This is a genomic window from Streptomyces sp. NPDC091281, assembly GCF_044757425.1.
Taxonomy (GTDB): Bacteria; Actinomycetota; Actinomycetes; order Streptomycetales; family Streptomycetaceae; genus Streptomyces.
In genome coordinates this window covers 108,406-122,825 of the sequence record NZ_JBIVUY010000009.1, presented here as the reverse complement: position 1 = coordinate 122,825, position 14,420 = coordinate 108,406, and the positions used below count along the sequence as shown (strand labels likewise).

At 75.5% G+C, this 14,420-nt stretch carries 1 protein-coding gene; it reads left to right on the top strand.

Features of this window, described 5'->3' with window-relative positions:
* Positions 1-91 precede the first annotated feature (91 nt).
* On the top strand, positions 92-14,410 hold the full coding sequence (locus ACIQPQ_RS23525) for an amino acid adenylation domain-containing protein (protein WP_401306654.1): 14,319 nt from the start codon (positions 92-94) through the stop codon (positions 14,408-14,410).
* Positions 14,411-14,420: the final 10 nt, after the last annotated feature.

Below are 14,420 nucleotides of genomic sequence, written 5' to 3'. Positions count from 1 at the left end.
CGCCTCCCTTCCCTCCCTGCCCCCGCACTCCTGCCCCTCCCCCGCGGACGATCCTCCCGGTCGCGCCGCGCCCCTCTCTGGAGCGAGACCCATGACCGAGCGTGCCCTGCGGCGACTCCCCCTCACCGGGGCCCAGACCGGCGTCTGGTACGGCCACCGACTGGACCCCGACTCCCCGGTCTACAACGTCGGTCAGTACGTCGAGATCAGCGGGCCGGTCGACGTGGCGCTCTTCACGGAGGCCGTACGGCGCACGGTCGGCGAGTGCGCGTCGCTGACGGTCCGCTTCGAGGAGGACGCGTCGGGCGAGCCGTGGCAGGTGCTCGCCGGAGAGCCCGGTACGGACGGCGTGGAGGCGGTGGACGGCTCCGTGCTCCGGGTCGTCGACCACCGCGACGCCCCCGACCCGGACGCCGCCGCGCTGGAGGTCATGCACGCCGACATGGGCCGCCCGCTGGACCCGGCGGCCGACCCGCTGTTCGCGTTCGCGCTGCATCTCGTGGGCCCGCAGCGGTCGTTGTGGTACCAGCGGGCGCACCACATCGCGCTGGACGCGTACGGCTTCTCGCTGATCTCGCGGCGGGTCGCGCAGGTCTACACGGCGCTGGCGGCGGGCGAGGAGCCCCCGGCCTCGCCGTTCGGGTCGCTGGCCGACGTGGTCGCGGAGGAGCAGGCGTACCAGGGCTCGGAGAAGGGCGCGCGGGACCGGGCGTACTGGCTGGAGCGGCTGGCGGACCGGCCGGAGCCGGAGCTGCTGGCGGGGGCGGCGCATCCGGCGGCGTCGACGTTCCTGCGCGACGGGGCGGTGCTGACGCCGGAGGCCACGGCCGGGCTGTTCGCCATCGGCCGTGCGGCGCGCGCGAGTTGGGCCGACGCGGTGACGGCGGCGTTCGCCGCGTTCCTGCACCGCTCGACGGGTTCGCGGGACGTGCTGCTGTCGATGCCCGCGATGTCCCGCCTGGGGTCGGCCGCCCTGTGGGTGCCGACGATGGTGGTGAACGTGCTGCCGCTGCGGGTCCCGGTCCGCCCGGACCGCACCCTCGCCGAGCTGACCGCCGACGTGGCCGCCCTCGTGCGCGACCTGCGTACCCACCAGCGCCACCGGGCCGAGGACATCCGCCGCGACCTCGGCCTCGTCGGCCGGGAACAGGGCCTGCTGGGCCCGATGGTGAACATCAAGGCCTTCGACTACGCCCTCGACTTCGCGGGCGCCCCCGGCGCGACCCGCAACCTGGCCGCGGGCCCCGTCCACGACCTGACCCTCGGTCTCTACCACGACGCAGCCGACGGGCACATACGGTTCGAGCTGGACGCCAACCCCAACGCCTACGACGCCGACGAACTCGCCGCCCGCTGCGCCGAGTTCACCCGATTCCTCACCGAGGTCGCGGCCGCCGGACCGGACGCCCCGGTGGGCGGTCCGGACCTGGTGGACGACGTCACCCTGCGCGCGCTGCTCGACGCGGCCGACGGCACCGCGCGCCCGGTCGCGCCGGGCACGGTCGCGGACGCCTTCGCCGCGCAGGCGGCCCGGCACGCCGGACGGACCGCGCTGGTCGCGGGCGGCCGGGACGTCACGTACGGCGAACTCGACGAGCGGTCGGGCCGGTTGGCGCGGCTGCTGATCGGGCGGGGCGTCGGCCCGGAGACGTACGTCGGGATCGCCCTGCCCCGCACGGACGAACTCCTCGTCGCGCTGCTGGCGGTGCTGAAGGCGGGCGGCGCCTATCTGCCGCTGGACCTGGACTATCCGGCCGACCGGCTGGAGTACATGGTGCGGGACGCGCGCCCGGTGTGCGTGCTGACCACGCTGGCGGCCGCGCCGACGGCGCCGGACGTGCCGGGCAGTGACCTGGTCGTGCTGGACGCGCCGGACACCCTGGCGGCGCTGGCCCCGCTGTCCGGCGCCCCGGTGGCGGCGGCGGAGCGGCGCGCGCGGGTCGACGGCGCGCACCCGGCGTACATCATCCACACCTCGGGCTCCACCGGGCGTCCCAAGGGAGTGGTGGTGCCGCACGCGGCGCTCGCGAACTTCCTGCGGATGCAGGCGCACGAGCTGGAGCTGGCGCCCGGGGACACCCTGGTCGCGGTGACCACGATCTCGTTCGACATCGCGGCGCTGGAGCTGTGGGTGCCGCTGATCAGCGGGGCGACCGTGGTGCTCGCGGACCGGGACACGGTGCGGGACCCGGCGGCGCTGGCCGCGCTGGTGGACGCGCACCGGCCCGCGGTGATGCAGGCGACGCCGTCGCTGTGGCACGCCCTGCTCGCGGACGGCCGTCCGGCGGCGCTGGTCGGGACGTCCGTGCTGGTCGGCGGCGAGGCGGTCCCCGCGGACCTGGCCGAGCGGCTGGCCCGGGGCGCCCGGCGGGTCACCAACGTGTACGGCCCGACGGAGGTCACCGTGTGGGCGACCTCGTCCGTGCTGGCCCCGGACCACACGGGCACGCCGGACATCGGCACCCCGTTCTGGAACACCCGCGCCTACGTCCTCGACGGCGCGCTGCGGCCCGCCCCGGCCGGGCGTCCGGGCGAGCTGTACCTGGCGGGCGCGCAGCTCGCGCGCGGCTACCTGGGCCGTCACGGTCTGACGGCGGAGCGGTTCGTCGCCGACCCGTACGGGCCGCCCGGCACCCGCATGTACCGCACCGGGGACCTGGTGCGGCGGCGGGCGGACGGCCGGATCGACTACCTGGGCCGTGCCGACGACCAGGTGAAGGTGCGCGGGTTCCGGATCGAACTCGGTGAGATCGAGGCCGTGCTGGGCGCGGCGCAGAGCGTGGGCCGGGCCGTGGTCGTGGTCCGCGAGGACCAGCCGGGCACGCAGCACCTCGTGGGCTACGTGACGGCCGCGCCGGAGGAGCCCGCGCCGGAGCCGGTGGCGCTGCGGGCGCTGGCCGGGGAGCGGCTGCCCGAGTACATGGTGCCGTCGGCGGTGGTGGTGCTGGACGCGTTCCCGCTGACCGCGAACGGCAAGGTGGACCGGCGGGCGCTGCCCGCTCCCGATCTGTCCGGGCTGACGACGGCCGGGGCGCGGGCGCCGCGCGGGGCGCGGGAGGAGATCCTGACGGGCATTCTCGCGGACGCGCTGGGCCTGCCGTCGGTGGGTCCCGACGACGACTTCTTCACCCTCGGCGGGCACTCGCTGCTCGCGGCGCGGGTGATCGCCCGGGTGCGGGTGGCGCTGGGCACGGAGTGCGGTATCCGTGACGTGTTCGAGGCGCCGACGGCCGCCGCGCTGGCGGAGCGGCTGGCGGGGCGCGGCTCCAGCGGGCGGGCCGCGCTGACGGCCGCGGCGCGCCCGGAGCCGCTGCCGCTGTCGCACGCCCAGCGCCGGCTGTGGTTCCTGCACCAGATGCAGGGCCCGAGCGCCGCGTACAACATCCCGTTCGTCGCGCATTTCGCGGAGGGGCTGGACCCGGTCGTGCTCGACGCGGCGCTGGGTGACGTGGTGGGACGGCACGAGGCGCTGCGCACGGTGTTCGGCGAGACGGGCGGCGAGCCGTTCCAGCGGGTGCTGGCGCCGGAGGCCGCCGGGGTGCGGCTGCGGGTCGTGGACGTGGCGCGGGAGCGGTTCGCGGCGGAGAGCGAGCGGGCGCTCGGGCACCACTTCGACCTGGCGGCCGAGGCGCCGATCCGGGTGACCCTGCTGCGCGACCCGGCGGAAGGCGCGCCGGGCGGTGCGCAGGCGTTGGTGGTGCTGCTGCATCACATCGCGAGCGACGAGTGGTCGATGGGCCCGTTCCTGCGCGACCTGGAGCAGGCGTACGCCGCCCGTGCGGCCGGTGGCGCGCCCGAGTTCGGGCGACTGCCGGTGCAGTACGCGGACTTCGCGCTCTGGCAGCACGGCCTGCTGGGCGACCAGTCCGTCCCGACCGAGCTGAGGGACCGTCAGGTCGCGTACTGGCGTACGGCGCTGGAAGGGCTGCCGGAGGAGTTGCCGTTGCCCGTGGACCGGCCGCGCCCGGCGGTTCCGAGTCATGCGGGTGGCATGGTGCACCGGGAGCTGTCGCCCGAACTCGCCGTCGCCGTGCGGCGGCTGGCGCGGGAGAGCGGGACGAGTGTCTTCATGGTGGTGCACGCGGCGGTCGCCGCGCTCCTGCACCGCCTCGGCGCCGGGGACGACATCCCCCTCGGCACCCCCGTCGCCGGACGCACCGACACCGCCCTCGACGACCTCGTCGGCTTCTTCGTCAACACCCTCGTCCTGCGAACCGACCTCACCGGCGACCCCACCTTCACCACCCTCCTGCACCGCGTCCGCACCACCGACCTCACCGCCCTCGACCACACCGACCTCCCCTTCGACACCGTCGTCGAAGCCCTCAACCCCCACCGCACCCTCACCCGCCACCCCCTCTTCCAGACGATGGTGTCGCACAGCACCGTCACCCAGGACGTGCGGCGGCTGTTCGGCCGGGACACGCGGGCGGAGCGGGTCGATCCGGGCACCACCAAGTTCGACCTGGACTTCACGTTCTCCGACACCGCCGACCGCGACGACCTGGACCTGGAGGTGTTCTTCGCGGCGGACCTGTTCGACCGGTCCACCGTCGAGATCCTGACGGACCGTCTGATCGGCGTGCTGGCGCAGGCGGTGGCCGATCCGGAGCGCCCGGTGTCCGGGTACGAGCTGCTGGACGCCGGGGAGCGGGACCGGATCGCGGCGTGGAACGACACGGCGCGGCCGGTGCCGGTGGAGACCGTGGTGGAGCTGTTCGCCCAGCGGGCGGCGCGTGTCCCGGAGGCGACCGCCGTGGTCTGCGGCGACGTCCGGCTGACCTTCGCGGAGCTGGACGGCCGGGTGGAGCGGCTGGCACGGGTGCTGGCCGCCGAGGGCGTCGGACCGGACACGGTCGTCGCGCTCGCCCTGCCCCGCTCGGCCGACTCGGTGGTGGCCGCGTTCGCCGTGCTGCGCGCGGGCGGCGCCTACCTGCCCCTGGACCTCGACCACCCGGCGCACCGGCTGGCGTACATGCTCCAGGACGCGGCCCCCGTCTGCGTGCTGACCGCCACCGCCGTGGACGCGTCCGTGCCCGAACTCCCCGGCGCCGTACGGCTGGTGCTGGACGCCCCGGCGACCGATGCCCGCTTGTCGTCCGCGCTGGAGCTGCCCGCGCCGCGGGCCGCGGGACCGGACCATCTGGCGTACGTCATCTACACCTCCGGCTCCACCGGCCGCCCGAAGGGCGTCGGTCTGCACCACGCCGGTCTGACGCACCTGTACCGGGACCACGAGCGGGCCCTGTACCGGCCGGTCGCGGAGCGGCTGGGCCGCCGGGTGCGGGCGCTGCACACGGCGTCCTTCGCGTTCGACTCGTCCTGGGAGCAGTTGCTGTGGCTGGTCGCCGGGCACGAGCTGCACGTCCTGGACGAGTTCGGCCGCCGGGACCCGGACGCCGTGGTCGCCGCCGTCCGCGCGCACCGTGTCGACACGCTGGATGTGACGCCGTCGTACGCGCGGCAGTTGCTGGACGCGGGCCTGCTGACCGGGGAGTGGCGGCCTCCGCTGTTCCTCCTCGGCGGTGAGGCGGTGCCGCCCGCGCTGTGGGCGGAGCTGCGCGACGTGCCCGGCGTGGAGACGGTCAACTACTACGGGCCGACCGAGTTCACCGTGGACGCCCTGGTGGCCCGGGTCACGGACTGCCCGACGCCGGTCGTGGGCCGTCCCCTGGACAACACCCGCACCCACGTCCTGGACGCCCGGCTGCGCCCGGTGCCGCCGGGGGTGCCCGGCGAGCTGTACCTGTCCGGGCCGCAGAACGCGCGCGGCTACCTGGGCCGCCCGGCGCTGACGGCGGAGCGGTTCGTCGCCGACCCGTACGGGGCGCCCGGCACCCGCATGTACCGCACGGGGGACCTCGCGCGGTGGCGGCGGGACGGGCTGCTGGAGTTCCTGGGCCGCGCCGACGACCAGGTGAAGATCCGCGGTTTCCGGATCGAACTCGGCGAGATCGAGGAGGCGTTGACGGCGCGGGCCGGGGTCGCGTCGGCGGCCGTCGTGGTCCGCGAGGACACGCCGGGCGTGCCGCGTCTGGTGGCCTACGTCACCGGTTCGGCGGACCCGGCGGCGCTCCGCCGCGACCTGGCGGCCGAACTGCCGGAGTACATGGTCCCGGCGGCGGTCGTGGTGCTGGACGTCCTGCCGACGACCGTGAACGGCAAGCTGGACCGTGCCGCGCTGCCCGCGCCCGCGCTGACGGCGGCCGAGCCGTCGCGGCCCGCGCGCGGCGCGGCGGAGGAACGTCTCGCGGGGGTCTTCGCGGAGGTGCTGGGCCTGGCCTCGGTCGGCGCGGAGGACGACTTCTTCGCCCTCGGCGGGCACTCCCTGCTCGCCACCCGCGTGGTCGCCCTCGTGCGTGACCTGGGCACGGCCTGCTCGGTGCGGGACGTGTTCGAGACCCGTACGGTCGCCGCGCTCGCCGTCCGGCTGGCGGAGCGGTCGGCGTCGGCCCGGCCCGCGCTGACGCGCGCCGCCGACCGGCCCGCGCTGCTGCCGGTGTCGCACGCGCAGCGCCGGCTGTGGTTCCTGCACCGGATGGAGGGGCCGAGCGACACCTACACGGTGCCGGTGGCGCTGCGGCTGCGCGGGGCGCTGGACGTGCGGGCGCTGGAGTCGGCGTTCGCGGACGTGGTGGCCCGGCACGAGGCGCTGCGCACGGTGTTCACCGAGGTGGACGGCGAGCCCTACCAGCGGGTGCGGGCGCCCGGCGCGTCGCGGGTGCCGTTCGTGGTGCGGACGGTCGCGGCGGTAGACCTGGAGGACGAGGTGACGGCCGCCGTGGGCGGCGTGTTCGACCTGACTTCCGAACTACCGCTGCGGGTGACCCTGTTGAGTGCGGCGGACGACGACCATGTCCTGGTCGTGCTGCTGCACCACATCGTGACCGACGAGTGGTCGACGGGCCCGCTGCTGGCCGACCTGGACACCGCCTACCGGGCCCGCCTCACGGGCAAGACCCCTGACTACCCCGAACTTCCGCTCCAGTACGCGGACTTCGCCCTCTGGCAGCGCGAGCTGCTCGGAGACCCGGCCGAGGCGGGCTCGCTGGCGGCACGTCAGGCGACGTACTGGAAGCAGGCGTTGGCCGGGCAGCCGGAGGAGCTGACGCTGCCGTTCGACCGGCCGCGTCCGGCGGTCCCGAGCCACCGCGGGGACACGCTCTCCGTGGCGCTGCCCGACGGCGTGCTGACCGGTCTCGAACGGCTGGCCGCGGACTCAGGGGCGACGATGTTCATGGTGGTGCACGCGGCCGTGGCCGCGCTCCTGCACCGCCTCGGCGCCGGGGACGACATCCCCCTCGGCACCCCCGTCGCCGGACGCACCGACACCGCCCTCGACGACCTCGTCGGCTTCTTCGTCAACACCCTCGTCCTGCGCACCGACCTCACCGGCGACCCCACCTTCACCACCCTCCTGCACCGCGTCCGCACCACCGACCTCACCGCCCTCGACCACACCGACCTCCCCTTCGACACCGTCGTCGAAGCCCTCAACCCCCACCGCACCCTCACCCGCCACCCCCTCTTCCAGACGATGGTGGCCTACGAGGGCGGCGGTCCCGACCACAGCAGGCTGCTCGGGACGGACGCGGCGGAGTTCCCGGTGCGGGCCGGGGCGGCCAAGTTCGACCTGGAGATCCTGTTCCGGCGGGTGCCGGGCGCGGACGGGCCGACGCTGACCTGCGGGGTGCGGTACGCGACGGACCTGTTCGAGCGGGCGGGCGCCGAGCGCCTGATGGACCGTCTGGTGCGGCTGCTGGAGCGGGTGGTGGCGTCTCCGGACGTCCCGCTCGCGGAGTTGGACCTGCTGACCGCCGACGAGCGGGAGCGGGTGCTGCACGGCTGGAACGCCACCACGCACCCGGTCGACGGCCCGGCCACCCTCGCCGCCCTCGTCACCGAAGGCGCCCACGACCTGGACGCGACCGCCCTCGTCTTCGAGGGCGAACACCTCACCCGAGGCGCCTTCGAGGACCGCGTCAACCGCCTCGCCCACCTCCTCATAGGGCGCGGTGTGGGCCCGGAGAGCGTCGTCGCCGTCGCCCTCCCCCGCTCCCTCGACCTGCTGGTGTCGATCCACGCGGTGGTCCGCGCGGGCGCCGCCTACCTCCCGCTGGACACCACCCTCCCGACGGACCGGCTGCGTTACATGACCGGCGTCGCGGCCCCGGTCGTGGTCCTCACGCACGCCGACTCCGCGTCGCTGGCGGGCGAGATCGGCGGCGAGCGCATCGTCCTGGACGAGCCGTCCGTGGCCGGGGAGTTGGCCGCGCTGCCGTCCGCTCCGGTCACCGACGCCGACCGTACGGCGCCGCTGCTGCCGTCGCATCCGGCGTACGTCCTGTTCACCTCGGGCTCCACCGGCCGCCCCAAGGGCGTCCTGATCGAGCACGCGGCGATCGTCAACCGCCTGCGGTGGATGCAGGACACCTACACCCTCACCCCCGACGACCGGGTCCTCCAGAAGACGCCCGTCACGTTCGACGTGTCCGTCTGGGAGCTGTTCTGGCCGCTCGCGACGGGCACACCGCTCGTCGTCGCCCGGCCCGACGGCCACAAGGACCCCCGCTACCTCGCGGACCTGGTCCGCGAACAGGCCGTGAGCGTCTGCCACTTCGTGCCGTCGATGCTGGCCGCGTTCCTCGCGGACACCGACCTCACCACCTGCCCGACCCTGCGGCTGGTCGTGTGCAGCGGCGAGGCGCTCCCCACCGACCTGAGCACCCGCTTCCACACCTCGGCCGGACACGCCCCCGGCGTGGAACGCATCGCGCTGGAGAACCTGTACGGCCCCACCGAGGCCGCCGTCGACGTCACGCGCGCCCCCGCCCGCCAGGACGCGGACGCGGTGTCCGTCCCCATCGGTGCACCCGTGTGGAACACCCAGGTCTACGTCCTCGACGCCCACCTCCGCCCGGCACCCGTCGGCATCCCCGGCGAGCTGTACCTCGCCGGAACCCAGCTCGCCCGCGGCTACCTCACCCAACCCGCCCTCACCGCCGAACGCTTCACCGCCAACCCCCACAGCACCACCCCCGGCGCCCGCATGTACCGCACCGGAGACCTCGCCCGCTGGAACCCCGACGGCACCCTCACCTACCTCGGCCGCACCGACCACCAGATCAAACTCCGCGGCCAACGCATCGAACTCGGCGAAATAGAAGCCGTACTCGCCACCGCACCCGGTATCGCGCAGAACGCGGTCCTGGTGCGGGAGGACACGCCCGGTGCGCAGCGGCTGGTGGCGTACGTCGTGGCCGCGCCGGGGGCCGGGACCGATCCGCGGGTGTGGCGCGCGCACGCCGGGGAGCGGCTGCCCGAGTACATGGTGCCGACGGCGTTCGTCGTGCTCGACGCGCTGCCGCTGAGCGCCAACGGCAAGCTGGACCGGCGCGCCCTGCCCGCGCCGCCGGAGGCGGAGGCGGGTCCGTCGCGGGCGCCGCGCAACGCCCGTGAGGAGGTCGTCGCGGGGGTGTTCGCGGCGGTGCTGGACCGGGTCGCGGTCGGCGTCGAGGACGACTTCTTCGCCCTCGGCGGGCACTCGCTGCTGGCCACCCGCGCGGTGAGCCGGCTGCGGGCCGCGCTGGGCGTGGAGTGCGCGGTCCGGGACCTGTTCGAGGCCCGTACGGTCGCCGCGCTCGCGGCCCGGCTGGCGGAGCGGTCGGCGTCGGGGCGGCCCGCGCTGACACGGGCGGCGGAGCGGCCGGACCCGCTGCCGCTGTCGTACGCCCAGCGGCGGCTGTGGCTGATCGACAGCGTGCGGGAGCCGGGCACCTCGTACAACGTGCCGCTGGCGGTGCGGGTGCGCGGGGCGGTGGACGTCCGCGCGCTGGAGGCGGCGCTGGCCGACCTGGTGGCCCGGCACGAGGTGCTGCGCACCGTGTTCACCGAGGCGGACGGCGAGCCCTACCAGCGGGTGCTCCCGGCGGCGCAGGCCCAAGTGCCGCTCACCGTACGGCGGGTGGCCGCGGACCGGCTGGCGGCGGAGGCCGTCGCCGAGGGCGGGCACGTCTTCGACCTGGCGCGGGAGATCCCGCTGCGGGCGGCGCTGCTCCGCGCCGCGGACGACGACCACGTCCTCGTCGTGCTGCTGCACCACATCGCGACCGACGAGTGGTCGACGGGCCCGCTGCTCGCCGACCTGGACACCGCCTACCGGGCCCGCCTCACGGGCACGGCCCCCGACTACCCCGAACTGCCGCTCCAGTACGCCGACTTCGCCCTCTGGCAGCGGGACGTGCTCGGTGACCCGGCGGACGCGGAGTCGCCCGCGGCGCGGCAGGCCGCGCACTGGCGGGAGGCTCTGGCCGACCTGCCGGAGGAGCTGGCGCTGCCGTTCGACCGGCCGCGTCCGGCGGTCCCGTCGCACGGCGGTGACGTCGTCCTCTTTAACGTCCCGGCCCGCACGGGGCAGGGGCTGGCCCGGATCGCGCGGGAGTCCGGGGCGACGATGTTCATGGTGGTGCACGCGGCGGTCGCCGCCCTGCTGCACCGGCTCGGCGCGGGCGACGACATCCCGGTCGGCACGCCCGTGTCCGGGCGGGAGGACGAGCAGGTCGACCGGCTGGTCGGCTTCTTCCTCAACACGCTGGTGCTGCGCGCCGATCTGTCGGGCGACCCGAGCTTCACGGAACTGGTCGGGCGGGTCAGGGACGTGGGTCTCGCCGCGTTCTCCCACGCCGATCTGCCGTTGGAGGCGGTGGCCGAGGCGGTCGGCGCGGCGCGGGCGCAGTCCCGTAACCCGCTGTTCCAGACGATGGTGACCTACCACTCGGTGACCACCGAGGTGCGGGAGCTGTTCGGGGTGCCCGCCGAGGAACTCCCGGTGGAGATCGGCGGATCGAAGTTCGACCTGGAGTTCGCGTTCGGCGGGTCGGCGGCGGACGGCCGGATCAGCGGCGGCGTGCGGTACGCCACCGACGTGTTCACCCCGGCGGGCGCGGCGCGGCTGGCCGAACGGCTGGTGCGGCTGCTCGACGCGGTCGCGGACGGGCCGGAGTCGGCGCTGTCGGCGCTCCCGGTCATGGCGGCCGACGAGCGGGAGCGGGTGCTGCACGGCTGGAACGCCACCACGCACCCGGTCGACGGCCCGGCCACCCTCGCCGCCCTCGTCACCGAAGGCGCCCACGACCAGGACGCCACCGCCCTCGTCTTCGAGGGCGAACACCTCACCCGAGGCGCCTTCGAGGACCGTGTGAACCGCCTCGCCCGCCTCCTCATAGGCCGGGGCGTGGGCCCGGAGAGCGTCGTCGCCGTCGCCCTCCCCCGCTCCCCCGATCTGCTGGTCGCCCTGCACGCGGTGGTCCGCGCGGGCGCCGCCTACCTCCCGCTCGACCCGGCCCTGCCGACGGACCGGCTCGCCTACATGGCGGACACGGCCGCGCCGCGCTGTGTGCTCGCGGACGGGGGGACGCGGGACGCCCTGCCCGAGCGGCTGCGCGCCGACGCCGTCCTGCTCGACTCGGCCGTCGTCGCGGGCGAGTTGGCGGATCTGCCGCCGACGGCGGTGACCGACGCCGACCGTACGGCGCCGCTGCTGCCGTCGCATCCGGCGTACGTCCTGTTCACCTCGGGCTCCACCGGCCGCCCCAAGGGGGTGCTCGTCGAGCACGCGGCGATCGTCAACCGGCTGCGGTGGATGCAGGACACGTACGCCCTCACCCCTGACGACCGTGTGCTCCAGAAGACGCCCGTCACGTTCGACGTGTCCGTCTGGGAGCTGTTCTGGCCGTTCGCGGTGGGCGCCCCGCTGGTGGTGGCGCGGCCCGAGGGGCACAAGGACCCGGAGTATCTGGCCCGGCTGATCCGCGAACAGGCGGTCACCGTCTGCCACTTCGTGCCGTCGATGCTGGCCGCGTTCCTCGCGGACACGGACCTCACCACCTGCCCGAGCGTGCGGCTGGTCGTGTGCAGCGGCGAGGCCCTGCCGAGCGAACTCGCCACGCGGTTCCACGTGTCGGCGGGTCGTCGCGCGGTCGCGCTGGAGAACCTGTACGGGCCGACGGAGGCCGCGATCGACGTCACCCGTGCCCCGGCCCCGGCCGACCAGGACGCGGAAGCGGTGTCCGTCCCCATCGGGGCGCCCGTGTGGAACACGCAGGTCTACGTCCTCGACGCCCACCTCCGCCCGGCACCCGTCGGCATCCCCGGCGAGCTGTACCTCGCCGGAACCCAACTCGCCCGCGGCTACCTCACCCAACCCGCCCTCACCGCCGAACGCTTCACCGCCAACCCCCACAGCACCACCCCCGGCGCCCGCATGTACCGCACCGGAGACCTCGCCCGCTGGAACCCCGACGGCACCCTCACCTACCTCGGCCGCACCGACCACCAGATCAAACTCCGCGGCCAACGCATCGAACTCGGCGAGATCGAAGCCGTACTGGCGACAGGGCCCGGTGTCGCGCATGCCGTGGCCCATGTCCGGGAGGACCGGCCGGGGGTGCAGCAGCTCGTCGGCTACGCGGTGCCCGTACCGGGTGCCACGGTCGACACCGGCGAGCTGCGCGCCCACGCGGTGGAGCGGCTGCCGGAGTACATGGTGCCGACGCTGTTCGTGGAGCTGGCGGAGCTGCCGCTGACCGCGAACGGCAAGCTCGACCGGCGGGCCCTGCCCGCCCCCGCAGTCCGGGGGACGACCGGGGAGCGGGGTGCCGCGGCCGTGCCCGGGGAGGGGGCGGCGGCGGTGCTGGCCCGGCTGATGGGCGAGGTGCTCGGCGTGGAGTCCGTCGGCGCCGACGACAACTTCTTCGAGCAGGGCGGCGACAGCATCGTCTCCATCCGGCTCGTGAGCCTGGCCCGCAAGGCGGGGCTCACGGTGACGGCCCGTCAGGTGTTCCAGCACCCGACTCCGGCCGCGCTCGCGGACGTCGTCGCGCCCCGCGCGGCGGCACCGGCGGCGCGCCCGGCGGACATCGGCACGGGACCGCTGGTGCTGCCGCCGGTGGCGCACTGGCTGGCGGCGCGCGGCGGACCGTACGAGCGCTTCTGCCAGGCCCGGTTGGTGCGGCTGCCCGCCGGGGTGCGGGCCGGGGACCTGGTCGCGGCGCTCCAGGCGGTCCTGGACCGGCACGACGGTCTGCGGCAGGTGCTCGACGTGACGCGGCCGGGCCTGTGGAGCGCGGAGGTGCGCCCGGTGGGCGCGCTCGCGGCGGCCTCGGTGCTGCGCACGGTCGACGCGGCGGGCCTCGACGGGGCCGCGCTGCGCGCGCTGCTGGCGCGGGAGTCGGACCGGGCGGCCGGTGAACTCGCCCCGGCGGCGGGCGAGACGGTGCGCGCGGTGTTCTTCGACGGCGGTCCGGGCGCGCCCGGCAGGCTCCTGCTGGTCGCCCACCACCTGGTGGTCGACGAGGTGTCCTGGCAGATCCTGCTGCCCGACCTGCGGTCGGCGTGGGAGGCCCGCGCGGCGGGCCGGGAACCGGAACTGGAGCCGGTGCCGACGTCGTTGCGGACGTGGACGGCCGGGCTGCTGGCCGAGGCGCACGGCGGGCGGCGGCTGGCCGAGCTGGACCGCTGGCTGGCGGAGGCCCCGGACGGGCGGCTGCTGACCGGGCGCGCGCTGGACCCGGCGGTGGACACCGTGGCGAGCGCCCGCCAGAAGGTCGTACGGCTGTCGGCGGAGCGGACGGCGCCGCTGCTGGCACAGGTGCCGCAGGCAGTGCACGGCACGGTCAACGACATCCTGCTGACGGCGTTCGCGCTGGCCGTCGGCGGCTGGGCGGCCCGCGAGGGGCGGACGGCGGCCGCGGCCGGGTTCGCCGTCGACCTGGAGGGGCACGGCCGGGAGCAGGACCTCGTACCCGGCGCCGACCTGACCCGGACGGTCGGCTGGCTGACCTCGGTGTACCCGCTGCGGCTGGCGCCGCGCGCCTACGACCCCGCCGCCGTGCTGGCGGGCGGCGAGGACGCGGGCGCCGCCCTCAAGGAGGTCAAGGAGCTGCTGCGGGGCGTCCCCGACGGCGGGATCGGCGCGGGCCTCCTGCGGCATCTCCACGCCGGGACGGCCGCCCTGTTCGGCGGCGGGACGGGTCCCGAGGTGCTGTGGAACTACCTCGGGCGGCAGACGGCGCGGACGGCCTCCGACTGGGGTCCGGCCGCCGAGGCCGACGCGCTCGCGGTGGGTCCGGACCCGGCGATGCCGCTGTCGCACCCGCTGGAGGTCGTCGCCGAGGTGGCGAACGGCCCCGACGGCCCCGAACTGACCGCGGTGTTCCGCTGGGCGGGCGAGGCCCTGCCCGAGCACACCGTCGACGCGCTCACCGACGGCTGGACGGCCGCGCTGGACGCGCTCACCGCGTGGGCGGACGGCGGGACGACCGCCGGGCACACGCCGTCCGACCTCGACCTGCTCGACCTCGACCAGGACCAGATCACCATGCTCGAAGAAATGTGGAGGGCCCAGCAGTGAAGCAGGCTCG

Bases quoted from the DNA above. Each gene is read 5' to 3' on its own strand.
- ACIQPQ_RS23525 (WP_401306654.1), top strand. From the start codon at position 92: ATGACCGAGCGTGCCCTGCGGCGACTCCCCCTCACCGGGGCCCAGACC.